The 24,199-nt window shown below is 68.6% G+C and carries 26 protein-coding genes; 10 read left to right on the top strand and 16 right to left on the bottom strand.

The window, feature by feature from the left end:
- Window positions 1-225: 225 nt before the first annotated feature.
- From ACFYZR_RS11780 to ACFYZR_RS11745, 8 genes are all read right to left on the bottom strand, one after another.
- Window positions 226-867, bottom strand: a complete 642-nt coding sequence (locus tag ACFYZR_RS11780; protein ID WP_391908507.1) for a hypothetical protein — start codon at window positions 865-867, stop codon at window positions 226-228.
- Window positions 868-905: 38 nt separating this feature from the next.
- Window positions 906-2,642: an Hsp70 family protein gene (locus tag ACFYZR_RS11775; RefSeq protein ID WP_391908504.1), complete on the bottom strand. Its 1,737-nt coding sequence runs from the start codon at window positions 2,640-2,642 to the stop codon at window positions 906-908.
- Window positions 2,639-3,781, bottom strand: coding sequence for a hypothetical protein (locus tag ACFYZR_RS11770; protein ID WP_391908499.1), 1,143 nt, complete (start codon window positions 3,779-3,781; stop codon window positions 2,639-2,641). The genes ACFYZR_RS11775 and ACFYZR_RS11770 overlap by 4 nt, the downstream gene beginning before the upstream one ends.
- Before the next feature lie 138 nt (window positions 3,782-3,919).
- Window positions 3,920-4,093 (bottom strand): hypothetical protein, encoded by a 174-nt coding sequence (locus ACFYZR_RS11765; protein ID WP_391908497.1) that lies wholly within the window; start codon window positions 4,091-4,093, stop codon window positions 3,920-3,922.
- 2 nt (window positions 4,094-4,095) lie between these two features.
- Window positions 4,096-4,434 carry a type II toxin-antitoxin system HicB family antitoxin gene (locus ACFYZR_RS11760; RefSeq protein ID WP_391908494.1) on the bottom strand — a complete coding sequence of 113 codons (339 nt, stop codon included), beginning with the start codon at window positions 4,432-4,434 and terminating at the stop codon, window positions 4,096-4,098.
- A 159-nt stretch (window positions 4,435-4,593) separates the two neighbouring features.
- The gene (locus ACFYZR_RS11755; RefSeq protein WP_391908491.1) at window positions 4,594-5,097 is read right to left on the bottom strand and encodes a hypothetical protein; all 504 of its coding nucleotides are present in this window, start codon (window positions 5,095-5,097) and stop codon (window positions 4,594-4,596) included.
- The gene (locus ACFYZR_RS11750; RefSeq protein WP_391908488.1) at window positions 5,094-5,315 is read right to left on the bottom strand and encodes a hypothetical protein; all 222 of its coding nucleotides are present in this window, start codon (window positions 5,313-5,315) and stop codon (window positions 5,094-5,096) included. Before ACFYZR_RS11750 ends, ACFYZR_RS11755 begins: the two co-directional genes overlap by 4 nt.
- Window positions 5,316-5,538: 223 nt before the next feature.
- Window positions 5,539-6,309 (bottom strand): GntR family transcriptional regulator, encoded by a 771-nt coding sequence (locus tag ACFYZR_RS11745; protein WP_391908486.1) that lies wholly within the window; start codon window positions 6,307-6,309, stop codon window positions 5,539-5,541.
- 254 nt (window positions 6,310-6,563) lie between these two features.
- Between ACFYZR_RS11745 and ACFYZR_RS11740 the strand changes: the two genes are divergently transcribed.
- The 4 genes from ACFYZR_RS11740 to ACFYZR_RS11725 all read left to right on the top strand — a co-directional run bounded on the left by ACFYZR_RS11740 (window position 6,564) and on the right by ACFYZR_RS11725 (window position 11,305).
- Window positions 6,564-7,835 carry an extracellular solute-binding protein gene (locus ACFYZR_RS11740; protein ID WP_391908483.1) on the top strand — a complete coding sequence of 424 codons (1,272 nt, stop codon included), beginning with the start codon at window positions 6,564-6,566 and terminating at the stop codon, window positions 7,833-7,835.
- 119 nt (window positions 7,836-7,954) lie between these two features.
- Window positions 7,955-8,935, top strand: a complete 981-nt coding sequence (locus ACFYZR_RS11735) for a carbohydrate ABC transporter permease (RefSeq protein WP_391908480.1) — start codon at window positions 7,955-7,957, stop codon at window positions 8,933-8,935.
- Entirely contained in the window at window positions 8,932-9,762 is an 831-nt protein-coding gene (locus tag ACFYZR_RS11730) for a carbohydrate ABC transporter permease (protein WP_391908478.1), read from the top strand. Before ACFYZR_RS11735 ends, ACFYZR_RS11730 begins: the two co-directional genes overlap by 4 nt.
- Window positions 9,763-9,772: 10 nt before the next feature.
- A complete protein-coding gene (locus tag ACFYZR_RS11725) occupies window positions 9,773-11,305 on the top strand; it encodes a glycoside hydrolase family 3 protein (protein WP_391908475.1) in 1,533 nt (510 codons plus the stop codon).
- Window positions 11,306-11,458: 153 nt separating this feature from the next.
- On the opposite strand, the gene nagB is transcribed toward ACFYZR_RS11725, so the two are convergent.
- On the bottom strand, window positions 11,459-12,244 hold the full coding sequence (gene nagB / locus ACFYZR_RS11720) for a glucosamine-6-phosphate deaminase (RefSeq protein ID WP_391908473.1): 786 nt from the start codon (window positions 12,242-12,244) through the stop codon (window positions 11,459-11,461).
- Between the two features lie 180 nt (window positions 12,245-12,424).
- Between nagB and ACFYZR_RS11715 the strand changes: the two genes are divergently transcribed.
- Together ACFYZR_RS11715 and ACFYZR_RS11710 are read left to right on the top strand one after the other, a co-directional pair.
- On the top strand, window positions 12,425-13,447 hold the full coding sequence (locus ACFYZR_RS11715; RefSeq protein WP_391908575.1) for an SIS domain-containing protein: 1,023 nt from the start codon (window positions 12,425-12,427) through the stop codon (window positions 13,445-13,447).
- A gap of 458 nt (window positions 13,448-13,905) precedes the next feature.
- On the top strand, window positions 13,906-15,375 hold the full coding sequence (locus tag ACFYZR_RS11710) for a sensor histidine kinase (protein ID WP_391908470.1): 1,470 nt from the start codon (window positions 13,906-13,908) through the stop codon (window positions 15,373-15,375).
- Between the two features lie 178 nt (window positions 15,376-15,553).
- Here ACFYZR_RS11710 and ACFYZR_RS11705 read toward each other — a convergent pair whose 3' ends face one another.
- Together ACFYZR_RS11705 and ACFYZR_RS11700 are read right to left on the bottom strand one after the other, a co-directional pair.
- Window positions 15,554-15,811: a WhiB family transcriptional regulator gene (locus tag ACFYZR_RS11705; RefSeq protein WP_004937597.1), complete on the bottom strand. Its 258-nt coding sequence runs from the start codon at window positions 15,809-15,811 to the stop codon at window positions 15,554-15,556.
- Between the two features lie 323 nt (window positions 15,812-16,134).
- Window positions 16,135-17,103 carry a diacylglycerol/lipid kinase family protein gene (locus tag ACFYZR_RS11700; protein ID WP_391908467.1) on the bottom strand — a complete coding sequence of 323 codons (969 nt, stop codon included), beginning with the start codon at window positions 17,101-17,103 and terminating at the stop codon, window positions 16,135-16,137.
- Between the two features lie 82 nt (window positions 17,104-17,185).
- Here ACFYZR_RS11700 and ACFYZR_RS11695 point away from each other — a divergent pair, with 82 nt between their 5' ends.
- The gene (locus tag ACFYZR_RS11695; RefSeq protein WP_391908464.1) at window positions 17,186-17,656 is read left to right on the top strand and encodes a hypothetical protein; all 471 of its coding nucleotides are present in this window, start codon (window positions 17,186-17,188) and stop codon (window positions 17,654-17,656) included.
- Between the two features lie 22 nt (window positions 17,657-17,678).
- Here the strand turns inward: ACFYZR_RS11695 and ACFYZR_RS11690 are convergent, their stop codons facing one another.
- The 4 genes from ACFYZR_RS11690 to ACFYZR_RS11675 all read right to left on the bottom strand — a co-directional run bounded on the left by ACFYZR_RS11690 (window position 17,679) and on the right by ACFYZR_RS11675 (window position 20,181).
- Window positions 17,679-18,554, bottom strand: coding sequence for an RNA polymerase sigma factor SigF (locus ACFYZR_RS11690; RefSeq protein WP_391908572.1), 876 nt, complete (start codon window positions 18,552-18,554; stop codon window positions 17,679-17,681).
- A 178-nt stretch (window positions 18,555-18,732) separates the two neighbouring features.
- Window positions 18,733-19,149, bottom strand: coding sequence for an anti-sigma regulatory factor (locus tag ACFYZR_RS11685; RefSeq protein WP_126915983.1), 417 nt, complete (start codon window positions 19,147-19,149; stop codon window positions 18,733-18,735).
- Window positions 19,150-19,347: 198 nt separating this feature from the next.
- A complete protein-coding gene (locus ACFYZR_RS11680; RefSeq protein ID WP_391908460.1) occupies window positions 19,348-19,872 on the bottom strand; it encodes a GNAT family N-acetyltransferase in 525 nt (174 codons plus the stop codon).
- A gap of 48 nt (window positions 19,873-19,920) precedes the next feature.
- The gene (locus ACFYZR_RS11675) at window positions 19,921-20,181 is read right to left on the bottom strand and encodes a UBP-type zinc finger domain-containing protein (protein ID WP_391908457.1); all 261 of its coding nucleotides are present in this window, start codon (window positions 20,179-20,181) and stop codon (window positions 19,921-19,923) included.
- A gap of 54 nt (window positions 20,182-20,235) precedes the next feature.
- On the opposite strand from ACFYZR_RS11675, the gene ACFYZR_RS11670 reads away from it, so the two are divergent.
- Window positions 20,236-21,837 carry a Na+/H+ antiporter gene (locus ACFYZR_RS11670; RefSeq protein WP_391908454.1) on the top strand — a complete coding sequence of 534 codons (1,602 nt, stop codon included), beginning with the start codon at window positions 20,236-20,238 and terminating at the stop codon, window positions 21,835-21,837.
- Window positions 21,838-21,918: 81 nt separating this feature from the next.
- On the opposite strand, the gene ACFYZR_RS11665 is transcribed toward ACFYZR_RS11670, so the two are convergent.
- On the bottom strand, window positions 21,919-22,836 hold the full coding sequence (locus ACFYZR_RS11665; RefSeq protein ID WP_391908451.1) for a 1-aminocyclopropane-1-carboxylate deaminase/D-cysteine desulfhydrase: 918 nt from the start codon (window positions 22,834-22,836) through the stop codon (window positions 21,919-21,921).
- A gap of 63 nt (window positions 22,837-22,899) precedes the next feature.
- Here ACFYZR_RS11665 and ACFYZR_RS11660 point away from each other — a divergent pair, with 63 nt between their 5' ends.
- Entirely contained in the window at window positions 22,900-23,811 is a 912-nt protein-coding gene (locus ACFYZR_RS11660; RefSeq protein WP_391908449.1) for a glutaminase, read from the top strand.
- Between the two features lie 149 nt (window positions 23,812-23,960).
- Window positions 23,961-24,182 (top strand): hypothetical protein, encoded by a 222-nt coding sequence (locus ACFYZR_RS11655; RefSeq protein ID WP_391908446.1) that lies wholly within the window; start codon window positions 23,961-23,963, stop codon window positions 24,180-24,182.
- Window positions 24,183-24,199: the final 17 nt, after the last annotated feature.

Below are 24,199 nucleotides of genomic sequence, written 5' to 3'. Positions count from 1 at the left end.
GATCAACACCCCAACGACAAGGGGCTCTGCTATGTCACCAACCACCACCTCTGACTGCCCGTTTCACCCCCGCGGGACAGGATGAAAGAGGTTCAGTGACACCAGAGGTGTCACTACTGCCCACGGTGGACTCGACATCTCTGATGGCGTGCGCCGCGATGTTGTCGGCGCCGGGGCGGTGGGCCTTGCCAACACGGCGCAGCAAGATATACAAGGCGCACAGAATCAGTGCACCTGTGCTGCAGGGAAGTCCGTGAATACCTGTTGCAGCAAGAAGCGCTCGCCGTCCGCCAAGTAGCCCGGCACGACCACGAAGCTGACATCGGATGCGGGGTCACAACTTGACCAGACACGCTGAGTCGACTCGTCCACGGGGAAGCCCGGATCGCAGTCGTAGTCCCAGACGAACTCGATGCCACGCGCCTTGGCTGAACCAAGGATTTTCTTGATCTGAAGGGCTGCCTGCCCAGCAGCACGCCAGCAGTCGTCGCCTTTACGCGCCTTCAACATCCTGCGTACGCGCAGCAAATCGATTTCAGCCGGTCCCAGATATGATATGCAGAGGTTCCTCGTCAATTCGGCCACCCGACGCTGCGAGTCCTTTCCTTCTCTCCTTCGGGAGCCCGCGTAGGCAAGTTTAATAAGCTTCTGACCGACAAACGCCTCGATCTCCTCGGCAAGAGCCCGATGCATCTCATCCTGGATGCCTGTCAGATCTTCCCTGGAGTGGGTCAGGTGAGCCAGCAGGGCGTGGAGCTTCTCGTCGAGTTCAGAGATCTGTGTGCCGACTTCGTCGATTCTCTTTAGGGCATACTCCAACTTCCTGTTCATCTCTTCTGGGAGTGTCTCGCGGTTCTCGCCGTTCACTTCGCAGCCCTCTGTTGTTGACGGTATCATGGCGGTTTCTATTCGACTGGAGTGAACCTGATGTGGGCCGTTGTAGCCTTTTGGGTTGCCTTGACGAGTGCAGAGACTCTGATCTGAACCTCGCCGAACATCATGGAAAGGCTCACCGATCGACGCTCAAAAGGCAGGTGCATTACCTCGGAGAGGTCGACTGTCACCTCGCCGATCTTTTCGCAGCCCAGGTCCGTGGTGTACCTCGGGCTTTTTGAGTCTGATTTGTAAAGCTCGAACTCAATGGCTTTTTGATCCGGGTACAGGGGCGAGAAGGATTGTGTGACTTCCTCGTCGACAGGGACGCTCTGTCCAGCGGAAACGAATGTGCTGAACCGGTTTTTACACCTCACTCCGTACGGCAGGCTGAGCTTGTACTCTTCGGGGTCAACACCTTCTCTGAAGGGTGCGACAGTATTGCAGCCGTAGGTATATTTAGTGCGCCGCGATTTAGTCTGAGGGTCATAGGTGTAGTGCACAGCCCCCAACAACACGGCCAACTGCGGGTCGGGCGGAACTAGGATATCGGCCCGGTCCGCCAGGTGCTCCTGCAGCCTTTCTTGTAGATAGGGGGAGTTCCCGAACCCCCCGACCAGAATCACCAATTCTTTGCCGGGGGCGTTTCGGCGCTGCACTCGCATCTCGGCCAGTTGCTTGTCCACAAGTGCGAGGATGCTGGGGACGACGGATTCGAATACATCCCGTGCCTCGCTCGACCTCACGACGATGGCATCCGCAATACCATCCTGCTGATCTCCCAGAGTTGCTCGCTCCTCCTTGCTGAGCAGGACGTAGATCGCAGCCGGTAGCTGCAGGAAGATGTCATCGCTTTCTGTTGTTGTGATATTGAGCTTGGCCTTTTCCCAATAGTTCAAGAGCTCCAAGAAGGCGGACGGGGCCTCCGATTGGATTCTCTCGATGACATCGAAGGAGCCCAGGCGCTTGGTCAGGACCTGTTCCAGGAAAGCTTGGTTGACATACTCTGAGCCGTACTTCCCACCGCATTCCCGGCCGATTTCTTCGAGGCGGTTTCTATCGTCGGTGCGATAGGCGGTTATATCGATTGTCCCACCGCCACAGTCGGCCACCAGGAAACGCGATCCCTTGGTCATCAGACTCGCTCGCCGTCCACTGGCACGCACCGTCCTGACGCCCGAAACTCTCGCGTGGTAGGCGGCAGCCTCGGGTTCGATCACCAGCTGTAGACGCTTTGCGTCCTCGGGAAGCCCGGCAGCCACGGCTGCCTCCCTCATCAGCTGCTTCTGGTAGTCATCCCAGATCGCCGGGACGGTGAGGCACCAGCGCACCTCATCGCTCGAGTATCCGCCCCTCTCGATCTCCTCCATTGCGGCTGAGTAGATTTTCTCGAGGTAGGCTGTGACGAGTTGCCTCGATTTTTCCGGTGAGAATCTCCCGCCACTGATCTCCTCCATGCCTTCGCTCTTTTCCGCGGCAAGTGACATCTTGAAGCTGCTCACATATTCGTAGCCCTCCGTTTCACCTCGTGCCGCATGGGTTGCCCACTTACGGCGGGCCTCATATCCCCAGGAAACGACCTCGCCCTTGTCGTTCAAGAGCAAGGCTGTCAGATTCTTGGGATAGGGTGTCGGTAGATCCTGCCAGCGCGTCCTGAAGTGAACCAGTCGCTTCTTTGGGTCCTTGTGTCGGTCTTCGATGGTTGTCCAGGCGTAGCCCGTGCCGTGCGTGCCAAAGTCGATTGCTGCAATGATTCGCTGCTTTTTCAACGGTTCCTCCAACCGAGGTTGCGCAAGACGTTATTCCGGGCAGCAGATTCCAGTATGAGGCGGGCGCGGTTTGCTTCATCTGTTCTGCCGAGTGAAACGAGCGTCGAGGAAAGCTGCCGAAGGGTTCCAATCGAAGCTGGAAAGGACCCCCTCGAGGCGGTGTCCGCAGCGGTAAGGGCGAGGAGCGCGGCGTTTTCTGCGTGGTCGCGCAATCCCGCTTCCAAGTACATCATTGCCTGGCCCACGCGGGCGGACACAACATCGATCCGATGGCGCTCGAGGGCTACTTCGAAGGACGTCGCGAGGCCGGCGGCGATCACCCTGCGCTCTGCCCCCATATTTGCTGGAAGCATGGTGTGAAGTCTCGGCATGCGGCCATGCCTCACCAGGTGGAACCATTCGGCGATCAGGCCGGCGGTAATCGCCGTAGACCCGCCGAGTTCGTCCTCGAAGGCGAGACGATGTGCGGCGTGATCCTGATTCGAAGGACCTGAGGCGGGAAGGGAAAGCGGCGGAAAGCTGACATGAACCGACCGCAACTCGGGCGAGTCCACGATATTCCAGGCGTAGAGAGAGGGCCAGACTCGATGATTGGACTGGACCCCTCCGTGTACCAGTACTACTGGCAGGCTCTGAAGGGCTCTCTGGAGGACGAGGATGTCCATATCTGTCTTGTGCAATGGGCGCTTGAGTGCACCGTCGAGACATACCAGATCTGTTGACCACTCCGACTGTAGCCAGGATTGCCTGATGGAAACCCGAAAAGAGTGTGGCCCTTCGTCGTTTTCCTGGCCACTCAAATCATCCCGATAGAAAGGGGCGATCAGCAGGGCAGGAACTGTGCCGCCTCTTGTGGCTTCATAAACGAGTTCGTAGAACTCCTCCTGAGAATAGCTGAAAGGTGACTCCTCCAGCTGTCGGTCCATGCGTTCCTGAATTGCCTTGACGTGGATCCCGATGTGGGCCTGGCGCCAGTCCCTCTCGATTTCATATCGGTTTCCGGCGGCGGCCTCTTGTATCCTGTCCTGCGCATTTATTGCGTCTCTTTCAAGGCTCCGTCGATGGGCGTTCTCGGCCTCCTCGACCCGCAGGGTATGCAACAAGGTCTGCTGTGCGCGGTAGCTGCCGTCCTGCTTCATTTTGTACAGCGTGAGCAGGTTTCCGCTAAGACTCGAAAGGCTGGTGAACAATCCTGCAGATATCAACTGGAAGGCCCCCGCATGATCGGACTGGCGGTCATCCTAGCCCCGGTGTGACCTGCGGGTAGGCGGAATAAATCATTCGCCCCAAATGCCGGGTGCCTGCGGGTACCTGGACCTTCGATCCGAGGCATCCTGGGTCGGGCCCTCAGCTACATGTGGCTGAGCAGGGGTCTCGATGCTCCAGTCCGCCTGCCGCAGGACGGACTTCAGAGTGCCAGGTGCCAGATCGGCATGCTGGGGAACGATCACTGTCAGGCCGTTCGGCCGGTACTTGGCTGGCTGCCTCGGTTCGAGACGTATTCAAAGCCGCCACGCATGAGGGCTTTGCCTACCTCTGCCCGGACAGCCCGCGAGGAAGCGCCGGGCTCACGCGACGCGGACCTCGATGGGACGGTGATGACCTGGGCCTCGTACGCCTCGGGTGCGGGCGCATCTTCGAAGTAAAGCTCCAGTGCCTCGCGCAAGTTATTGAGGGACTCCTCGAACGTGGCGCCCTGACTGGTCACCTCTACTCGCAGACAGCGTGCGACGTACCACTCATCTTCTTTGGTGACGGCGGCGGTCAGATGCAGCAGGGCATGTTCCGTCATACAGCCAGTCTTGTATGTGCGCTGCCGGAGGGCGTCTGGGCGGGCCCGCAGGCAGACCGCTTCGAGCGGTTTCGACGGAGGAAGCTTGACGAGCCGCAAAAGAACGGGGGGAAGGAGAGGAGCCGGCCAGGGGGCCGGCCCGCAGCGACCGCGTGAGCGTCAGTGCCCCGTCTCTCCCCGGTTGACGGCCATGACCATGACCGCGCCGATCAGGACCAGACGGTCCGTCAGCGCGTCTAGCTGCTGGCGTTGTTCCGTCGGGAGGTGCCAGTCCTCCCAGGAGGAGGTCTGCTGCTTCGAGGGCGGGGCCTGCCACTCGGTGGTCCAGTCGCGGCCGAGCCGGGCCGCGAGGGGGGCGGCGGTGCGGGCCAGGCCGCCGTAGGCGCCGAGGAGGCCGATCATGTGGCTGTCCGGGAGCCAGCCGCGCCAGGCGTCCAGCAGCTCTCCGGCGAGGTGGGCGACGTCTTCCAGCCAGAGGACGTGCTGGGTGACCCAGCCCTGGGGGCTGGGGGACATGGGCATGCCCGGCAGCAGTCGCTGCGGCATGGCGTCGCGACGTGTGAAGAAGTCGCGAGCGAGGGTCAGCTCGTGGTCCGAGGGGGTCCAGGAGCGGTCGTTCAGGGCGATCGCGGCGGCATCGACCGCGTCGACGGCGTGGCTCATTCCGATACCGTACGTGCCCCGCAGGCCGAGGGGCGAGCGGGTCGGGGAGCCGTCACGTACCGGGCGCGGCGGCCCGCCGCCAGCCATTCGGCCCGCAGCCGCTCGTAGACATCGCGCTCGGCGCTGGTCAGCGTGCGGCCGCGACGGGCCGTGAGGAACATGCGTATCTCGTGGTTGAGCTGCTCCGGGGTCGGGGTCAGGGTCGCGTTGCATGACATGCCCTCAGGCTAGGGCGTGCCACTGACAACGGGCCCGTCCCCAAGGTCGTGTTTGCGGAACGCTCATCGAATGGTCATGAAGTCGGTGGGTGAACCTTGAGGTCGTTCTTACCCCGGTCTTACTCCGCGGCCCCGTTACTCCGCCGCCGGTCGTCGCAGCCTTGCCACGCTGTGTTGTCCCGGGGGCAACCCCCGGACCCCCGGCCGGGCCGGGGCCGCGCCGCTACTCCGCCGCCGGCCGCCGCAGCCTGGCCACGAACTTGTAGCGGTCGCCCCGGTACACCGATCGCACCCACTCCACCGGCTTGCCCTGCGCGTCCAGCGAGTGGCGCGAGAGCAGCAGCATCGGCAGGCCCACGTCCGTGCCCAGCAGGCCGGCCTCGCGCGGGGTGGCCAGGGAGGTCTCGATGGTCTCCTCCGCCTCCGCGAGGTGGACGTCGTAGACCTCGGCCAGCGCGGTGTAGAGGGAGGTGTACTTCACCAGGCTGCGGCGCAGGGCCGGGAAGCGCTTCGCCGACAGGTGGGTGGTCTCGATCGCCATCGGCTCGCCGCTGGCGAGCCGCAGGCGTTCGATGCGCAGGACGCGGCCGCCGGGCACTATGTCGAGGAGCCCGGAGAGGCGGTCGTCGGCGGTGACGTAGCCGATGTCGAGGAGCTGGGAGGTGGGCTCCAGGCCCTGGGCGCGCATGTCCTCCGTGTAGGAGGTCAGTTGGAGGGCCTGGGAGACCTTGGGCTTGGCGACGAACGTGCCCTTGCCCTGGATGCGCTCCAGCCGGCCCTCGACCACCAGTTCCTGGAGGGCCTGGCGCACCGTCGTACGGGAGGTGTCGAACTCGGCGGCCAGGGTGCGCTCCGGTGGCACGGGAGTGCCGGGAGGCATGGTTTCGGTCATATCCAGCAAGTGCCGTTTGAGCCGGTAATACTTGGGAACGCGCGCTGTCCGTCCGCCGCTCGCGGCGCTGCCGCCCTCCGCCGTCTCGCCCTCGGTCGCCATGGCGTGCCTTCCCGACCTTCCCGACTCCGATGATCCTGCTGCCGTCACCGGCTCCTCCGTCTATAGCGGTCACATGGTGGCACGGGCAGAGCCCGAGGAGACCGGAGATACCCGCGTCGACCTCGAGGTGTCGGTCCGGTAACGGAGCCGACAGCGACTCTTATACACCCTTGACACCCCAAAAGGTCTAGGCCAAGCTGCGGGCACTGGTCTAAACCATTAAAGACCACATTCGGTCCTCAAGGGAGAGTGCTGTGAAGCGTGGGCTCATAGCGGCGACGGGTGTCGTGGCCATGATGGTGAGTGTTGCTGCCTGTGGGTCCAGCGACAGTGACAAGGGATCGGCCGACGGCGGTTCCAAGGACAAGAGCCTCACGGTCTGGTTCATGGATGGCTCGAATCCACCGGGTTGGACGAAGGCCGTCCAGGCCGAGTTCGAACAGAAGACCGGTGCGAAGCTCAACGTCCAGGTCCAGAAGTGGGACGGGATCCAGCAGAAGCTCACCACCGCCCTCTCCGAGTCCAGCCCGCCGGACGTCGTGGAGGTCGGCAACACCCAGACGCCCTCCTACGCCCAGACCGGTGGCCTCGCCCAGCTGGACGACCTGAAGAAGGAGATCGGCGGGGACTGGACCGAGTCCCTCAACAAGCCGGCCGTCTTCGAGGGCAAGCAGTACGCCGCCCCCTGGTACGCGGCCAGCCGCGTCGTCATCTACAACAAGAAGGTCTGGGCCGACGCGGGTATCAAGGACACCCCGAAGACCCGGGACGAATTCTTCAAGGACCTCGAGGCCATTCAGCAGAAGGGCGACGCCGAGCCGCTCTACCTGCCCGGCCAGAACTGGTACTTCTTCGACGGCCTGACCATCGGCACCGGTGCCGACCTGGTGAAGAAGGACGGCAAGAAGTACGTCTCCAACCTCGGCGACCCCAAGGTCGCCAAGGCCATGGAGATCTACAAGAAGTACCAGTCGTTCAGCAAGGCCCCCAAGGACAAGGACGAGGCCACCCCGCAGCAGGCCGACGTCTTCGCCAAGGGCAAGACCGGCGCCTTCATCGGCATGGGCTGGGAGGCCGCCACCGCCATCAAGGCGAACCCGGAGATCGAGAAGGAGATCGGCTACTTCACCATCCCCGGTGAGACCGCCGACAAGCCCGAGGGCGTCTTCCTCGGCGGCTCCAACCTCGCCATCTCCGAGGGCAGCAAGAAGAAGGACCTCGCCAAGGAGTTCCTGAAGATCGCGCTGTCCGACAAGAACGAGGGCGCGCTGGCCAAGGAGGTCGGCTCGATCCCCAACAAGGACGCGCTGCTGACCAGCCTCAAGGGCCAGCCGGCCGCCGAGGCCGCCGCCCCCGCCGCCAAGACCGGTGGCACCACTCCGCTGATCCCCGAGTGGGCCAACGTGGAGAACGCGCCGAACCCGATCAAGGCCTATATGACGGCCGTTCTCGGCGGCAAGTCGCCTGAGGAAGCCGCCAAGCAGGTCGAGGGCGACATGAACAAGCGCCTCGCCCAGAAGCAGTAGGGCCAGAAGCGGCAGTGAATTCCGTACGGGCCGCCGTGGGGGCGGCCCGTACGGGACCCCGCAGCACGCACCACCGTGCAGCACGCACAACCGTTCCACAGGGGAGAAGGCGGACGACGATGTCAGCGCAGATCGAAGAGGCGGCGGCCACCGGCCCGGCGCCCCGGATCGGCAAAGGCGGCGCCGCGCCGCCCCGCCGCGACCGGGAACGCGCGGCAAAAGGCCTGCCCTACCTGCTGATCCTTCCCACCGTCGCCGTCGTCGTCCTGCTGCTCGGCTGGACGCTGGTGAAGAACGGCCTGCTGTCCTTCCAGAACCTCAACAAGCGCCAGCTGATCCAGCGCGTCACCGAGTGGACCGGCGTCGACAACTATGACAGCGTCCTTCGCAGTTCCGAGTTCTGGCACGTCACCGGCCGTTCGGTGGTCTTCACCGCCGCCAACGTCGTCCTGATCATGGTGGTGGGCTGTCTGATCGGCCTGCTGCTCGCCCGGCTCGGCACGAAGCTGCGCCTGCTGCTCTCGCTCGGCCTCGTCCTCGCCTGGGCCATGCCCGTCGTCGCCGCGACCACCGTCTTCCAGTGGCTCTTCGACCAGCGCTTCGGCGTCGTCAACTACCTCCTCGACGCGCTCGGCCGGCACTCCATGGCCGGCTACAACTGGACCAGCGGCCAGCTCTCCACCTTCTTCGTGATCACCGTGCTGATCGTCTGGCAGTCTGTGCCCTTCGTGGCGATAAACCTCTACGCCGCCACGACCACGATCCCCAAGGAGCTCTACGAGGCCGCCTCGCTCGACGGCGCGGGCACCTGGAAGCAGTTCACCTCGGTGACCTTCCCCTTCCTCAAGCCGTTCTTCCTCGCCACCACGTTCCTCGAGGTCATCTGGGTCTTCAAGGCCTTCACCCAGGTCTTCGCGATCAACGAGGGCGGCCCCGACCGGCTCACCGAGACCCTGCCCGTCTACGCCTTCACGGAGGGCATGGGCAGCCAGCACTTCGGCATGGGCGCGGCGATCTCCATCCTCACCATCGTCATTCTGCTGGCGCTGACGGCCTACTACCTGCGCCTGGTTCTCAAGCAAGAGGAGGACGAGCTGTGAGGCGATCGCTGATCGGCCGAGTCTGGCCGGGGGCGACGGCGGTCGTCCTCTTCGCCTTCTTCGCCTTCCCCGTCTACTGGATGTTCGCCACGGCCTTCAAGGCCAACAAGGACATCGTCAGCGACACCCCCATCTGGTTTCCCACCAGCCCCACCTTCGAGCACTTCGACAGGGCGGTGAGCGCCGACGGCTTCTGGACGTTCGTCGGGAACTCCCTCACCGTGACCCTGGTGGCCGTGGCCCTGTCGCTCGTCATCGCGCTGCTGGCGTCCTTCGCCGTCGCGCGCATGCGCTTCAAGGGTCGCAAGAGCTTCATCCTCGTGATGATGATGGCCCAGATGGCGCCCTGGGAGGTGATGGTCATCGCGTACTACATGATCGTGCGCGACGCGGACATGCTGAACAGCCTGCCGCCGCTCATCGCCATCTACACCGTCATGGTGCTGCCCTTCACCGTCCTGACGCTGCGCGGCTACGTGGCCGCCGTGCCCAAGGAGCTGGAGGAGTCCGCCATGGTCGACGGCTGCACCCGCACCCAGGCCTTCATCAGGGTGATCTTCCCGCTGCTGGCGCCCGGCCTGATGGCCACCTCGCTCTTCGGCTTCATCACCGTCTGGAACGAGTTCCCGATGGTCCTGATCCTCAACAAGGACCCCGGATCGCAGACCCTCCCGCTGTGGCTGACCGGCTTCCGCACCACCTTCGGCGACGACTGGGGCGCCACCATGGCCGCCTCCTCGCTCTTCGCGATCCCGATCCTCGTCCTGTTCGTCATCCTCCAGCGCAAGGCGGTCGGAGGCCTCACGTCCGGCGCAGTGAAGGGCTAGGAGCATCGACATGACCATCCTCACCCAGCACCGGGACAGCCGGGGCACCCCGGACAGCCTCACCCGGGACGCCCTGACCGTCCTCCAGCCCGGCTTCACCGGGACGACCGCCCCCGACTGGCTGCTGCGCCGGCTCGGCGAAGGGCTCTCCTCCGTCGGCCTGTTCGGCCGCAACATCGCCTCCCCCGAACAGCTCGCCGCCCTGACCGAGCGGCTGCGCGCCGAGCGCGGCGACGTCCTCGTCGCCATCGACGAGGAGGGCGGCGACGTCACCCGGCTGGAGGTCCGTACGGGCTCCTCCTTCCCCGGCAACCTCGCCCTCGGCACCGTCGACGACACCGCGCTCACCCGCGCCGTCGCCCATGAGCTGGGCCGCCGGCTCGCCGCCTGCGGCGTCAACCTCAACTGGGCGCCCTCCGGGGACGTCAACTCCGACCCCGACAACCCCGTCATCGGCGTACGGTCCTTCGGCGCCGACCCGGCGCTCGTCGCCCGGCACACCGCCGCGTACGTCGAGGGGCTCCAGGCCGCCGGGGTCGCCGCCTGCACCAAGCACTTCCCCGGCCACGGCGACACCGCCGTGGACTCCCACCACGACCTGCCCCGCATCGACGCGGACCTCGCGACGCTCCACGCCCGCGAGCTGGTGCCCTTCCGGGCGGCCGTCGCGGCCGGCACGAAGGCCGTGATGAGCGCGCACATCCTGCTGCCCGCGCTCGACGCCGCCCTGCCCGCCACGCTCAGCCCCCTCGCCCTCCACGGGCTGCTGCGCGCGCCCGTCACCGCCGGGGGCCTCGGCTTCGACGGCCTGATCGTCACCGACGGCATGGAGATGCGGGCCATCGCCGGTACGTACGGCATCGAACGCGGCAGCGTCATGGCCATCGCGGCGGGCGCCGACGCGATCTGCGTCGGGGGCGGCCTGGCCGACGAGGAGACGGTGCTGCGGCTGCGCGACGCGCTCGTCGCGGCCGTGCGGTCCGGTGAACTCGCCGAGGAACGGCTCGCCGATGCCGCCGCCCGGGTGCGGGCGCTGGCTCGCTGGACGTCGTCGTCGGCGGCGGGCCCGGACGCGGTGGCGTCCGACCCCGACGTGGGGCTCGTGGCGGCACGGCGCGCGCTGCGGATCACGCGCTCCGGCGCGGGGTACGGGCTTCCCGCCGGGCCCGTGTACGTCGCCGCCTTCACGCCCGTCGCCAACATCGCCGTCGGCGACGAGACGCCGTGGGGCGTGGGAGCGGAGCTCGCGCGGCTGCTGCCGGGCACGCTCACCGAGACGTACGGGCCGGACTCGGCCGGGGCGGAAGCGGTGCTCGCGGCGGCGGGGGAGCGGCGGATCGTCGCGGTCGTGCGCGATGTCCACCGGCATCCGTGGATGGCCCGGGCGCTCGGGACGGTGCTGGCGGCGCGGCCCGACACGGTCGTGGTGGAGATGGGGCTGAACGAGGCGCCGCCGAGTGGTGCGCTGCACGTTGCGACGCACGGTGCGGCGCGGGTTTGTGGGGTCGCCGCCGCCGAGGCGATCGTCGGGGCGGGGGAGTAGCCCCAGCCCCGCCCTTTCACCGTTTCCGAGGGGGCTGTGCCCCCTCGCACCCCCTGTACCGCGCTTCGCGCGGTGTCCTCAAACGCCGGACGGGCTGAATTCAGCCCGTCCAGCGTTTGAGGACCGGGGTCCGGGGCGGAGCCCCGGAAACACCTACAGTCCCTGCCAGGCCGGCTTCGCCGCGTACGTCGCGCGGAAGTAGTCGGCCAGCTTCAGCTTCGACGCGGCCGCCTCGTCGACGACGACCGTCGCATGGGGGTGGAGCTGGAGGGCCGAGGCGGGGACGAGGGCGGAGACCGGGCCCTCGACGGACGCGGCGACCGCGTCTGCCTTGCCCTCGCCCGTGGCCAGCAGCACCAGGTGGCGGGCCTCCAGGATGGTGCCGATGCCCTGGGTGATGACGTGGTGGGGCACCTGGTTTATGTCGCCGTCGAAGAAGCGCGCGTTGTCGACGCGGGTCTGCTCCGTCAGCGTCTTGATGCGGGTGCGGGAGGCCAGGGAGGAGCACGGCTCGTTGAAGCCGATGTGCCCGTCCGTGCCGATGCCCAGCAGCTGGAGGTCCACCCCGCCGGCCGCCGGCAGCGCCCGGTCGTAGGCCTCGCACGCGGCTTGGACGTCCTCGGCGGTGCCGTCGGGGCCCATGAAGGAGGCCGCCGGCAGCCCCAGCGGCTCGACGACCTGGCGCAGGACCGTCGAGCGGTAGGACTCGGGGTGGTCGGCGGGCAGGCCGACGTACTCGTCGAGCTGGCAGACGCGGGCGCGCGAGACGGCCACCTCGCCGGCGCGGACCTTGGCCGTGAGCGCCTCGTAGACGGGCAGCGGGGTCGAGCCGGTGGCAACGCCGAGCAGCGCGTCGGGCTTGCGGCGCAGCAGGGCGGCCATGGCCTCCGCGATGAGCTCCCCGCCTGCCTTGGCGTCCGGGACGATGACAACTTCCACGCTGGGCCTGCCGATCTGGAGAGGGGGTGTGGTATAGACCAATTTAGCAGAACGGGCGCCGCCCGCCCCGGCTGGCGGGGGCGCGGAGACCCGTGGTCGACTGAAGGGGCCGCCCCGCGCGCGAGCGGGCGGTTCCCCGGGAGGTGGGCCGGTGTGACCAGGGAGAGACCGGGCCTGATCATGGCCGGGGAGACGGCCGAACAGCCCGCCGTGCTGCGCCGCGTCCTGGACCGCGGCGCGGCCGCCGCCCAGGAGGTCGCCGGGCGCATCGCCGCCCGTGGTTTCCGGTTCGTCCTGCTCACCGCGCGGGGCACCTCCGACAACGCGGCCCTGTACGCCAAGTACCTGCTGGAGGTGCGGCTCGGCAAGCCCTGCGGGCTGACCTCCATGTCGACGTTCACCGCCTATGGCGCCCGGCCCGATCTGCGGGACGTCCTGGCCGTCACCGTCAGCCAGTCCGGCGGCTCCCCGGACCTGGTGGCCTCCACCGAGGCCGCCCGCGCGGCCGGCGCCATCACCCTGGCGGTCACCAACAACCCGGACTCCCCGCTCGCCGCGGTCGCCGAGTACCACCTCGACATCCTGGCCGGGCCGGAACGGGCGCTCCCGGCGACCAAGACGTACACGGCCTCGCTGCTCACCCTCTACCTCTTCGTCGAGGGGCTGCGCGGCGGCGACGGCTCGGCCGCGCGGGAGCTGCCGGAGCTCGCCGGGCAGGTCCTGGCGCGCGGCGCCGAGGTCGCCCGGCTCGCCGCCCGCTACCGCTTCGCCGAGCGGATGGTCCTCACCTCGCGCGGCTACGGCTACCCGACCGCCAAGGAGGCCGCGCTGAAGCTGATGGAGACGAGCTACATCCCCGCCCTCGCCTACTCGGGCGCCGATCTGCTCCACGGGCCGCTGGCCATGGTGGACAACATCTTCCCCGTCATCGCGATCGTCCCGGCGGGAAAGGGCGGGGAGGCGCTGTCTCCCGTGCTGGAGCGGCTGCGCGGGCGAGGGGCCGACCTGGTCGTCGTCGGGACCGGGGCCGAGGTCGCGCGGGCGACGGACGGATTCGTCCTGCCCTCGGAAGGGGTGGCGGAGGAGGTGCAGCCGGTCCTGGAGATCCTGCCGCTGCAGCTGCTCGCCCATGAGGTGACCGTCGCCCGTGGGCAGGACCCCGACGCGCCCCGGGCGCTGGCCAAGGTCACCGAGACGAGGTGAGAGACGGGCCTGTGAGCGACCACGGGCCCGGAGACGACCCCACGGGTCCGGAGGCGACCACGGGCCCCACGGGTCCGGAGACGACCACGGGCACCACGGGTCCGGAGGCGACCACGGGCCCGGAGACGACTACGGGCCGCGGCGCCCGCCGGGACCCTCAGCCCAGCCGGCACCGCAGCCCGGAGCGAATCGGCCGGTCCGGCGCTCGTGAGGTGTGCGGGCCCCACGGCCGGGTCGGCCGACGGGAGTCCCGGCCGCCCTGGGGCGGGCCGGGCCTCGCTCCGCCCTCTTGTGCGGCGAGGGCGGACGTCTTGGCGCCCATTGTGGACTAGACCATTCCTCGCTGTCCATGCTGTTGCCGCACGGACTCCATGGGTATGCCGATCATCATGTGTCCTCCACCGACCGGCCCGTCCCACGCCCCACGGAAAAGAACTAGGCTCACCACCGTGCCCTCCATGAACGACCTCGTACGCCAGCACACCGCACTCGACGACTCCGATCTGGAGTGGCTGCATCTGCTGGTCTCGGAGTGGCAGCTGCTCTCCGACCTGTCCTTCGCCGACCTGGTCCTCTGGGTGCCCACCCTGGACGGCACCCGCTATGTGTCCATCGCCCAGATGCGGCCCAACACCGGACCCACCTCCTACCACGACGACATGGTCGGCCACCTCGTCCCGCGCGGCCGCCGCCCCATGCTCGACGCCGCCCTCGACGAGGGCCGGATCGTCCGGGAGGGCGACCCGGAGTGGCGGGAGGAGGTCCCCGTGCGGGTCGAGTCCATCCCGGTCCGCCGGGAAGGGCGGGTGCTGGGCGTCATCGCCCGGAACACCAATCTGCTGACCGTGCGGACGCCCAGCCGGCTGGAGCTCACCTACCTCCAGAGCGCCTCCGACCTGGCACAGATGATCGCCGGCGGCTCCTTCCCCTTCCCCGGCCAGCAGGTCGACATGGACGCCTCGCCGCGCGCCGGCGACGGCCTGATCAGGCTGGACGCCGACGGGGTCGTCCAGTACGCCAGCCCCAACGCCCTCTCCGCCTATCACCGGCTCGGCCTCGCCGCCGATCTCGTCGGGCATCATCTGGGCGAGACCACCGCTCAGTTGGCGCCCTCGCGCGCCCCGGTCGACGAGGGCCTGGCCAAACTCGCCAGCGGCTGGGCGCCCCGTGAGTTCGAGGTGGAGGCCAATGACGGGGTCATTCATCTGAGGGTGATCCCGCTCAAGCCCAAGGGCAGTCACATCGGTTCACTCGTACTGTTGCGCGATGTGACCGAACTGCGACGGCGCGAACGCGAATTGATCACCAAGGACGCCACCATCCGGGAGATCCACCACCGGGTGAAGAACAACCTCCAGACCGTGGCGGCCCTGCTGCGCCTCCAGGCGCGCCGGATCGGCTCCGCCGAGGGCCGTGAGGCGCTGGAGGAGGCGGTCCGCCGGGTCGGTTCCATCGCGATCGTCCATGAGACGCTGTCGCAGAACCTCGACGAACGGGTCGAATTCGACGAGATCGCCGACCGGGTCCTCGCCATGGTCGCCGAGATCTCCCCGGGCCGGGTCACCGCCCGGCGCACGGGCCGCTTCGGGGTGCTCGACGCCGAGGTCGCCACGCCGCTGTCGATGGTCCTCACCGAACTGCTCCAGAACGCCCTTGAGCACGGCTTCGGGCCGGGGGAGCAGGGCACGGTCGAGGTCACCGCGGTCCGTGGCGGCACCCGCCGGGACGCCCGGCTGCTGATCTCCGTCCAGGACGACGGACGCGGTCTGCCCGAGGGCTTCGACCCCCATCGCGCCGGCAATCTGGGACTCCAGATCGTACGCACCCTGGTGGAGGGCGAGTTGGGCGGAAAGTTCGACATGGTGCCCGCGTCCGGGCAGGGGACGCGGGTGGTGCTCGACCTTCCCGTAAGGGCGGAGAAACCGTGAAACAGCGGTAAGCGGCAGTAGGCAGCAGTAAACGGCTGTGAACAGCACTGAGCCCCGGTCCTCTCGTTCGAGAGGACCGGGGCTCAAAGCTTTTATGCCCGCAAAACTGTGCTTAGCGCACGGGTGGGGGGTACTGCGCGCTGCGGCTCGGGGGCCGAGAGGGGCGGGGCGACTCGCGTCAGGCGGTGGCGTTGCGAGCGCGGTTGCGAGCGGCACGGCGCTTCATCGCGCGGCGCTCGTCCTCGCTGAGGCCACCCCAGACGCCGGAGTCCTGACCGGACTCGAGCGCCCACTGCAGGCACTGCTCCATGACGGGGCAGCGGCGGCAGACGGCCTTGGCTTCCTCGATCTGCAGCAGCGCAGGACCGGTGTTGCCGATGGGGAAGAACAGCTCGGGGTCTTCCTCGCGGCAAACGGCGTTGTGACGCCAGTCCATGGCTGCTCCATCTCCTCGTGTTACGGCTACGTGGCTTGTGAATGTGAACGCTTTCACGAATCCCCCCGCAAGGGAAGGGCCGACCTCCAGCCAGGCAGACTGGTGCGGTCCAGGAAGATAAGGAGGGGGTTCGGGCTCTTCGGGGAAGCCTTGATGGCGGGCTGTCCCGATCGCCACGAAAAGACTCGCAAACCTCGGCGACGGATACAACCCCTTCTGGAAAGTTTTTTTTGATTCCTCGGTGTCGGCTAGGTCACAGCCGTCATTCCAGGGGGTGGAACCCAGTCTAAACGTTCGAGTGGAAGGACTTTAGGCCCTAGCACTCACACAATCACACGCAGTGCACGGCGAACGCCTGTGAACGTCACGCTGGTGCGCAGTCCGAGGTGGTCGCCGTCCATCTGGAAGGGCAGGGGGGCCTGCGAATGCAAGGTGAACGAGTCCTGGTCATGCAGTGACACAGCGTGTTTGCCCTGCGGGCCGCGCTCCGGCGTCGACGTCAGCAGCTGGGTGCCGTAGCGGGTCGCCGCCAGGGTGGACAGCTTGGTGAATCCCAGCACGTCAAGGGCGGTGTCGAAGGACGCCTGCGGCAGCGCGTACATCGGCCGGTTGCCGAAGTACGTCCATGGGGCCGTGTTGCAGATTATCGACATGACGAGATTCTCGAGTGGCTCCTCGCCAGGCCGTTCGAGGGTGATCGTGCCGTGTCGCCGGTTCGTTTCTCCGAAGAACTGGCGCATCACCTGTCGCACATACAGGGAGTGCGTCGAACGCTTGCCGCGCTCCCGCTGCTGCTCCACCCGGCCGACGACGCCCGCGTCGAAGCCGAAGCCGGCGCAGAAGGTGAACCAGCGGCCCGGCACCGCCTCGTCCTCCGTGCCCGGCGTCCCGCCCGCCAGGCCGAGCCCCACGGTCCGCTCCGAGCCCTCCCGCAGCGCGTCCAGCAGGGCGCCCGTGGCCTCCACCACGTCATTGGGCAGGCCCAGCGCGCGGGCGAAGACATTGGTGGAGCCGCCCGGCACCACCGCGAGCCGCGGCAGGCCCTCCGGATCGGGCCCGGCGTGCAGCAGGCCGTTGACGACCTCGTTGACCGTGCCGTCCCCGCCGAGCGCGACGACCAGCTCGACATTGCCGCTCTCGGCCGCCCGGCGCGCCAGGTCGCGTGCGTGACCCCGGTACTCGGTCGTGGCGACGTCCAGCTTCAGGTCGCTGGCCAGGGCGTGCGCCAGGACATCGCGAGTACGGGCACTGGTGGTGGTGGCCGAAGGATTGACCACAAGAAGCGCACGCATGCGCGCCAGCCTACCTACCTGTCGGTACACGGCCCGTCCCAGGCCCGGCTTCGAAGGATTTGCGTACCGATACCCTGCTGGGGTGAGCAGCAAGCAGTCCGCGTCGAAATCCGCCCGGAAGGGTGCGTCCAAGGGAGCCGCCGTGGCCCCGGTCACGCCCCCGCCCCGGCCCGCCCGGCTGACGGCGGCCGCCGGGCTGGTCGCCCTGGAGGGGCTGGCCCTCGCCGTCTCGGGGAGCTATCTGCTGATCATGGGGCTGCTGGGCAAGCCGGACAGCCCGCAGCAGGCCGAGATGGGCGGGCTGACCGTCCTCGCGCTGGCCGCGCTGCCGCTGATCGCCGCGCGCGGCCTGTGGCTGCTGCGGCGCTGGAGCCGCGGCCCCGCCATGATCACGCAGATCATGGCGCTGCCGGTCGCCTGGACGCTCTACAACGGCGGCGGCGCGCTGATCGCCGGCGCGGTGGCGCTCGCGCTGACCGCCGTGGCCACGCTCGTCCTGCTGGTGAACCCCACCGCGACCGAGGCGCTCGGCATCGGCCCGCGCGAGTCCTGAGCGTTTTCTTCGGTTACTCCGGTCATTCCTCGATCAGCAGCCGGTCCCGGAGCTGGGCGAGGGTACGGGCCAGCAGCCGGGAGACGTGCATCTGGGAGATGCCCACCTCCTGGGCGATCTGCGACTGCGTCATATTGCCGAAGAAACGCAGCAGCAGGATCTTCTTCTCGCGCGGCGGCAGATCCTCCAGCAGCGGCTTGAGGGACTCCCGGTACTCCACGCCCTCCAGCGCCTCGTCCTCCGCGCCCAGGGTGTCCGCGACCGCCGGGGACTCGTCGTCCGTGTCGGGGACGTCCAGCGAGAGCGTCGAATAGGCGTTGGCGGACTCCAGGCCCTCCAGCACCTCCTCCTCGGAGATCCCCAGCTGCTCCGCCAGCTCATGGACCGTGGGAGCACGGCCGTGCCGCTGGGAGAGCTCGGCGGTGGCCGTCGTCAGCGACAGCCGCAGCTCCTGGAGCCGGCGCGGGACCCGCACCGCCCAGCCCTTGTCGCGGAAGTGCCGCTTGATCTCGCCCACCACCGTGGGGGTGGCGTAGGTCGAGAACTCCACCCCGCGGTCCGGGTCGAAGCGGTCCACGGATTTGATCAGGCCGATCGTGGCGACCTGGGTGAGGTCGTCGAGCGGCTCGCCGCGGTTGCGGAAGCGCCGGGCCAGGTGCTCCACGAGGGGCAGATGCATCCGCACCAGGTGATTGCGCAGCTCCGCCCGCTCCGGCGAGCCGTCGGGGAGTGCCCGTAGCTCGATGAACAGGGCGCGGGCGCCGCTTCGGTCGTGCGGATCCGCGTGCTGGTGCCGCTGCCGGCGCTGGTGCTGATCCATGTGGTCCGCCCGCTCTGATGGGTCGCTCACCCGCTCCGCCGCCGGGCCGGCGGGATCCGCTGGAGCCGCCGGGTCCATCGGAGTCGCCGGGTCCGCCGGGGCCGCCGGGCTCGCCGGGTCCACCGGGTCCGCCGCGGCGTCCGGATCGAGGCCTTCCGGATTGAGGTCTTCCGGATCGGGCCGGGCAGGCTGCTGCGGGATGGCCGGAGTGCGCACTCCCCGCGATGACGCAGTACTCACGGAGCCCCCTCTTCCGTCACGGCTGCCCGGGGCCGGCGCCGCGCTTCTTGTGCAGGCTGATGCTCACCGTCCGGTCCTCCGCGACGGTGGAGTCGACCTCGCCGGCCAGGGCGGAGAGCACCGTCCAGGCGAAGGTGTCGCGCTCGGGGGCGCGGCCGTCCGTCGTCGGCGCCGAGACGGTCACCCGCAACGCGTCCCCGACGAGCCGGAAGACACAGCTGAGCACGGAACCGGGAACGGCCTGCTGCAGCAGGATGGCGCAGGCCTCGTCCACGGCGATGCGCAGGTCCTCGATCTCGTCGAGGGTGAAGTCCAGCCGGGCCGCGAGGCCGGCTGTCGCCGTCCGCAGCACCGACAGATAGGCACCCGCAGCGGGCAGCCGGACTTCCACGAAGTCCTGGGTCGTCCCAGGCTCGCCAGCGATTGGGGACACCCTCACCTCCAAGGTGGCACAAGCTCATTGAGCTGTCGGGAGCGCCGGTCCCACGGCCCCCGGAGGAGGGCGGCGCGGGCCGGTGCGGCACATGGTCCGGCTGAGACGCTATCGCGATCTGCGGTTCCGCGCCGCAGGCCCACGACTGTCACTCATGGTAAACCCGTAAGCACAGACGGTGGGTAGGGCTGTGCGGCCTCAAATCGAAAGCGAGGTCGGCCTGTTGGGATTTTCGTCACTCTGTGCGAGCGTCGCAAGAGCCTGGAGCGGTTCTCCTGACAACCTGCGGACGGTCCACTCGTCCATCGCCTCCGCGCCCAGCGATTCGTAGAAGGCGATCGACGGCGCGTTCCAGTCCAGCACTGACCATTCGAAACGCTGGTAGCCCCGCTCCACGCAGATCCGGGCGAGCTCCGCAAGGAGCGCCCTGCCGTGGCCGCCGCCGCGGGCGTGCGGGCGCACGTAGAGGTCCTCCAGGTAGATACCGTGCGTACCCGTCCAGGTCGAGAAGTTGCGGAACCACAGGGCGAAGCCCACCGTTTCCCGACGGTCCGCGTCACTCTCCGCTATCAGCGCGAAGACCGCCGGGTCCGCGCCGAACAGGGCGTCGCGCAGCTGTTCCTCGGTCGCCCGCGCCTCGTCCAGCGCCCTTTCGTAGTCCGCCAGTTCACGGATCATGGCAAGGATCTGCGGGACGTCGGCCGGAGTCGCGGGTCGGATCATGCGGGCATGATCTCAGACGCTGTGCTCGTCCCGGACGTTGCGCTCGTCTCAGACGATGTGCTTGTCCTCGTAGCACCAGCGCCAGCTCTGCCCCGGCTCGAAGCTGCGCATCACCGCGTGCCCCGTCTCCTCGAAGTGCCCGGTCGCGTGGCGGTACGGGGACGAGTCGCAGCAGCCCACATGGCCGCACACCAGGCACAGCCGCAACTGCACAGGATGGCTGCCCGCCGTCTCGCACTCCGGGCAGGTCTGGGTCAGCGGCGCCGGCTCGGGGCGCGGCAGCTCGTCCACATGCGAACACTCGATCATGATGGCCAGGTTAGAGCGCGCGAGCGGAACGCGAACGGTAAGGGTGGAGGAACCATGGACGTCATGCCGCTGCTGACGCTGATCGCGGGTGGCGCCGCGGTTGCGGGCGCCGCCCGGAGGACCCCCGTGCCGGCGCCGCTGCTGCTCGTCGCCGTCGGCCTCGTCGCCTCCTACGTCCCCGGCGTACCGGACTACACCCTCGACCCCCACATCGTGCTGCCCCTGGTGCTGCCGCCCCTGCTGCACACCGCCGCCCTGGAGAGCTCCTACCTCGATCTCCGGGCCAATCTGCGGCCCGTGGCCCTGCTCAGCGTGGGGTACGTCCTCTTCGCCACCCTCGCGGTCGGCTACGTGGCCTCCCGCGCGGTGCCCGGCCTGCCGCCCGCCGCCGCGCTCGTGCTGGGCGCGGTGGTGGCCCCGCCCGACGCGGTGGCCGCCACCGCGATCGCCCGGCGGCTGGGTCTGCCGTCGCGGATCACCACGATCCTCCAGGGCGAATCCCTGGTGAACGACGCGACCGCCATCACCGCCTACAAGGTCGCCCTCGCCGCCGCCCTCGGCGCCGGCGCCACCTGGGCCGGCGGCATCCGGGAGTTCGTGATCGCCTCGGTCGGCGGCATCGGCGTCGGCCTGATCCTCATGGTGCCGATCCACTGGCTGCGCACCCACCTGCGGGATCCGCTGCTCCAGAACACCCTCTCGCTGCTCATCCCGTTCGTCGCCTACGCCGTCGCGGAGGAGGTGGAGGCGTCCGGGGTGCTCGCCGTGGTCACGGTCGCGCTCTACCTGGGACACCGGTCCTGGCAGGTCGACTTCGCCACCCGGCTCCAGGAGGCGGCCGTGTGGCGGGTGGTCTCCTTCCTCCTGGAGTCGGCCGTCTTCGCCCTCATCGGGCTCCAGTTGCGGATCGTGCTGCGGGACCTGGGGGCGTACGGGGTGGGGGAGGCGCTGGGGTACGCGGTGATCGTGTTCGTCGCCGTCGTGGTCGCGCGGTACGTGTGGGTCTTCCCGGCGACGTTCCTGCCGCGGGCGCTGTTCCCGCGGATCCGGCAGCGGGAGCCCGACACGGACTGGAAGGCGCCGGCGGTGGTGGGGTGGGCCGGGATGCGGGGCGTGGTCTCGCTGGCCATCGCCTTCTCCATCCCCGTCGCCACGGACGACGGATCGCCGTTCCCGGCCCGGAGCCTGATCCTCTTCCTCACGTTCACGACGGTGATCGGGACGCTGGTGGTGCAGGGGCTGACCCTGCCGCCGCTCATCCGGCGGCTGCGGCTGCCCGCGCGGGACGTGGCCAAGGAGACGCTCGTCGAGGCGCAGGCGCAGAGCGAGGCGTCGACGGCGGCGGAGCGGCGTCTGGAGGAACTCCTCGCGGACGAGCGCAACGCGCTGCCGCAGCCGCTGGCCGAGCGGTTGCGTGCCGTTCTGGAGCGTCGGCGCAACGCCGTGTGGGAGCGGCTGGGGGCGGTCGACGAACGGACGGGGGAGTCGGTGGACGACACCTACCGGCGGCTGGCACGCGAGGTGATCGGCGCGGAACGGGAGGTCTTCGTGGCGCTGCGGGACGCGCGCCGCATCGACGACGAGATGCTGCGGACGCTGCTGCGCCGCCTGGACCTGGAGGAGGCGGCGGCGTACCGGGAGGGGGAGGAGGGCTGAGGCGACCATCCCGGTTTGTGGGCAATCGTCCCGCAGGGCGGGACGGGTGGGCACAAACCCGCCCACCGGGCCGCACCACCCCTACGGCGCCCCCGTGATGACGGCCACCACGCCCGTGCCGGGTGCGAACGCGCCCTCGCGGGCGAGCGTCGTCAGCCCGTACAGCATCTTGGCCACGTACACGCTCTCCAGCGTGATGCCATGCCGGACTGCGAAGTCCGCTGTGAACCCCTCCAGCTCGGCAGAGCTCTTCGCATAGCCCCCGCCGTGGAAGCGGTCGTCCAGGACCCAGTCGCCCCGCCGGCCGCCGAAGGCCTCGTCCTGGAGGCGGAGTATCTCCGCCTCCAGGAAGCCTCCCTTCAGGACCGGGAAGCCGATCGCCCGCTGTCCGTCGGACAGCCCCGCCGCCAGGCCCGCGAGCGTGCCGCCCGTGCCGCAGGCCACGCCCACCACGTCCGCGACGCCGCGCAGCTCGCGGCCGAGCTCGGTGCAGCCCTGGGCGGCCGCCGCGTTGCTGCCGCCCTCGGGGATGACGAACGCGTCCGGAGGGGCCAGGGAGGCCAGAACCTCCGGTTCCGCCTTGCGGCGGTACGTCGCGCGGTCGACGAAGCGCAGCCGCATGCCGTCCGCCGCGCAGCGGGCCAGGGACGGGTTGAGCGGCCGGCCGGCCAGTTCGTCGCCCCGGACGACGCCGATCGTGCCGAAGCCCAGCAGGCGGCCGGCCGCCGCCGTGGCCCGGAGGTGGTTGGAGTACGCCCCGCCGAACGTGAGCAGCGTCCGGGCGCCGGACGTGGCCGCCGCGCGCAGGTTGGGCTCCAGCTTGCGCCACTTGTTGCCCGGCAGGTCCGGGTGTATCAGGTCGTCCCGCTTGAGCAGCAGCCGCAGGCCCCGCTCGGCGAAGCGCTCGTCCGCGAGCTCCGTGAGCGGGGAGGGCAGAGCCGGCCGCAGCGCGTCGGGACCGGCCGCGCCGGGGGGATTGTCGCTGGTCACGCAGTCCATTTTGTACTCTTGCGGTCGCCGACGACGACGTCGGTGACACCGTCAGGAAAGCGCAGAGCACCATTGGATTACCAGGCCGTCCTCGAAGAGGTCGCCGAGTTCGCCCGGCCGCTGGTCGGCCGCGGGCAGGTGGCCGACTACATTCCCGCTCTGGCGGAGGTGGACACCGGTCAGTTCGGCATCGCCGTCGCCGATGTCGACGGCCGGGTGTACGGCGTGGGGGACTGGGAACGGCCCTTCTCGGTGCAGTCCATCTCCAAGGCGTTCAGCCTCGCGCTGGTGCTGGCCGAGGGCGGCGACAAGATCTGGGAGCGGGTGGGCACCGAGCCCTCCGGCAACCCCTTCAACTCGCTGGTGCAGCTCGAGTACGAGCACGGCATTCCGCGCAATCCGTTCATCAACGCCGGTGCGCTGGTCGTCACCGACCGGCTCCAGACGCTGACCGGGGACGCCAGCACGACGATGCTGGACTTCCTGCGGGCGGAGAGCGGCAACCCGGACGTCTCCTTCGACGCGGCGGTGGCCAGGTCCGAGTCCGAGCACGGCGACCGCAACGCCGCCTTGGCCCATTTCATGGCCAGCTACGGGAATCTGGACAATCCCGTGCCGACGGTGCTGGAGCACTACTTCTGGCAGTGCTCCGTCGAGATGAGCTGCCGGGACCTCGCGCTGGCGAGCGGCTTCCTGGCCCGGCACGGGCTGCGGGCCGACGGGACGCGGCTGCTGCCGCGCCGCGAGGCCAAGCAGGTCAACGCCGTGATGCTGACGTGCGGCACGTACGACGCGGCGGGCGACTTCGCCTACCGGGTGGGACTGCCGGGCAAGAGCGGCGTGGGCGGCGGCATCGTCGCGGTGATACCGGGACGCTGCACGCTGTGCGTCTGGAGCCCGGGGCTGGACGCCCGGGGGAACTCCGTGGCGGGTGTCGCGGCGCTGGATCATTTCACGACGCTTACCGGGTGGTCCGTCTTCTGACGGGCGGGTGCCCCCGGTGTCGGCCGGGGGTCCGGGGGTTGCCCCCGGGGGATGCAGTACGACGCTTACCGGGTGGTCTGTCTTCTAACGGGCGGGTGCCCCGGGCCTTCTGAGTCGCGGGGCGACTTCCCTCGGCGCATGGTGGTGCCATGGAGCATGAGCTGCGCGCCGAGTACATCGACGGCCGGGCCGCCGCCGACCCCCGGGCCGAGATCAAGATCTGGCACGTGGTCCGGCAGGACGGCACGACCGCGATGTGCGGACGGGAGCTGGAGAGCGCCGCCGCCGTGCGGTCGACGGACGACTGGGGCAACCCGGACGTGCCGATGTGCCACTCCTGCGGCGCCTTGTTCCTGCGTGAGCAGCCCTGATCCGGCCCGAGACCGGG

The organism is Streptomyces sp. NPDC001678 (assembly GCF_042892945.1).
Lineage (GTDB): Bacteria > Actinomycetota > Actinomycetes > Streptomycetales > Streptomycetaceae > Streptomyces.
This window is presented reverse-complemented; position numbering and strand designations above follow the sequence as displayed.

What these genes read in the sequence shown, in the direction of transcription:
- ACFYZR_RS11770 (WP_391908499.1), bottom strand. Translation starts at nt 3,781, where the DNA reads ATGAAGCAGGACGGCAGCTACCGCGCACAGCAGACCTTGTTGCATACC.
- ACFYZR_RS11760 (WP_391908494.1), bottom strand. Translation starts at nt 4,434, where the DNA reads ATGACGGAACATGCCCTGCTGCATCTGACCGCCGCCGTCACCAAAGAA.
- ACFYZR_RS11755 (WP_391908491.1), bottom strand. Translation starts at nt 5,097, where the DNA reads ATGAGCCACGCCGTCGACGCGGTCGATGCCGCCGCGATCGCCCTGAAC.
- ACFYZR_RS11750 (WP_391908488.1), bottom strand. Translation starts at nt 5,315, where the DNA reads ATGTCATGCAACGCGACCCTGACCCCGACCCCGGAGCAGCTCAACCAC.
- ACFYZR_RS11745 (WP_391908486.1), bottom strand. Translation starts at nt 6,309, where the DNA reads ATGGCGACCGAGGGCGAGACGGCGGAGGGCGGCAGCGCCGCGAGCGGC.
- ACFYZR_RS11735 (WP_391908480.1), top strand. Translation starts at nt 7,955, where the DNA reads ATGTCAGCGCAGATCGAAGAGGCGGCGGCCACCGGCCCGGCGCCCCGG.
- ACFYZR_RS11725 (WP_391908475.1), top strand. Translation starts at nt 9,773, where the DNA reads ATGACCATCCTCACCCAGCACCGGGACAGCCGGGGCACCCCGGACAGC.
- ACFYZR_RS11715 (WP_391908575.1), top strand. Translation starts at nt 12,425, where the DNA reads ATGGCCGGGGAGACGGCCGAACAGCCCGCCGTGCTGCGCCGCGTCCTG.
- ACFYZR_RS11710 (WP_391908470.1), top strand. Translation starts at nt 13,906, where the DNA reads ATGAACGACCTCGTACGCCAGCACACCGCACTCGACGACTCCGATCTG.
- ACFYZR_RS11705 (WP_004937597.1), bottom strand. Translation starts at nt 15,811, where the DNA reads ATGGACTGGCGTCACAACGCCGTTTGCCGCGAGGAAGACCCCGAGCTG.
- ACFYZR_RS11700 (WP_391908467.1), bottom strand. Translation starts at nt 17,103, where the DNA reads ATGCGTGCGCTTCTTGTGGTCAATCCTTCGGCCACCACCACCAGTGCC.
- ACFYZR_RS11690 (WP_391908572.1), bottom strand. Translation starts at nt 18,554, where the DNA reads ATGGACCCGGCGGCTCCAGCGGATCCCGCCGGCCCGGCGGCGGAGCGG.
- ACFYZR_RS11680 (WP_391908460.1), bottom strand. Translation starts at nt 19,872, where the DNA reads ATGATCCGACCCGCGACTCCGGCCGACGTCCCGCAGATCCTTGCCATG.
- ACFYZR_RS11675 (WP_391908457.1), bottom strand. Translation starts at nt 20,181, where the DNA reads ATGATCGAGTGTTCGCATGTGGACGAGCTGCCGCGCCCCGAGCCGGCG.
- ACFYZR_RS11670 (WP_391908454.1), top strand. Translation starts at nt 20,236, where the DNA reads ATGGACGTCATGCCGCTGCTGACGCTGATCGCGGGTGGCGCCGCGGTT.
- ACFYZR_RS11665 (WP_391908451.1), bottom strand. Translation starts at nt 22,836, where the DNA reads ATGGACTGCGTGACCAGCGACAATCCCCCCGGCGCGGCCGGTCCCGAC.
- ACFYZR_RS11655 (WP_391908446.1), top strand. Translation starts at nt 23,961, where the DNA reads ATGGAGCATGAGCTGCGCGCCGAGTACATCGACGGCCGGGCCGCCGCC.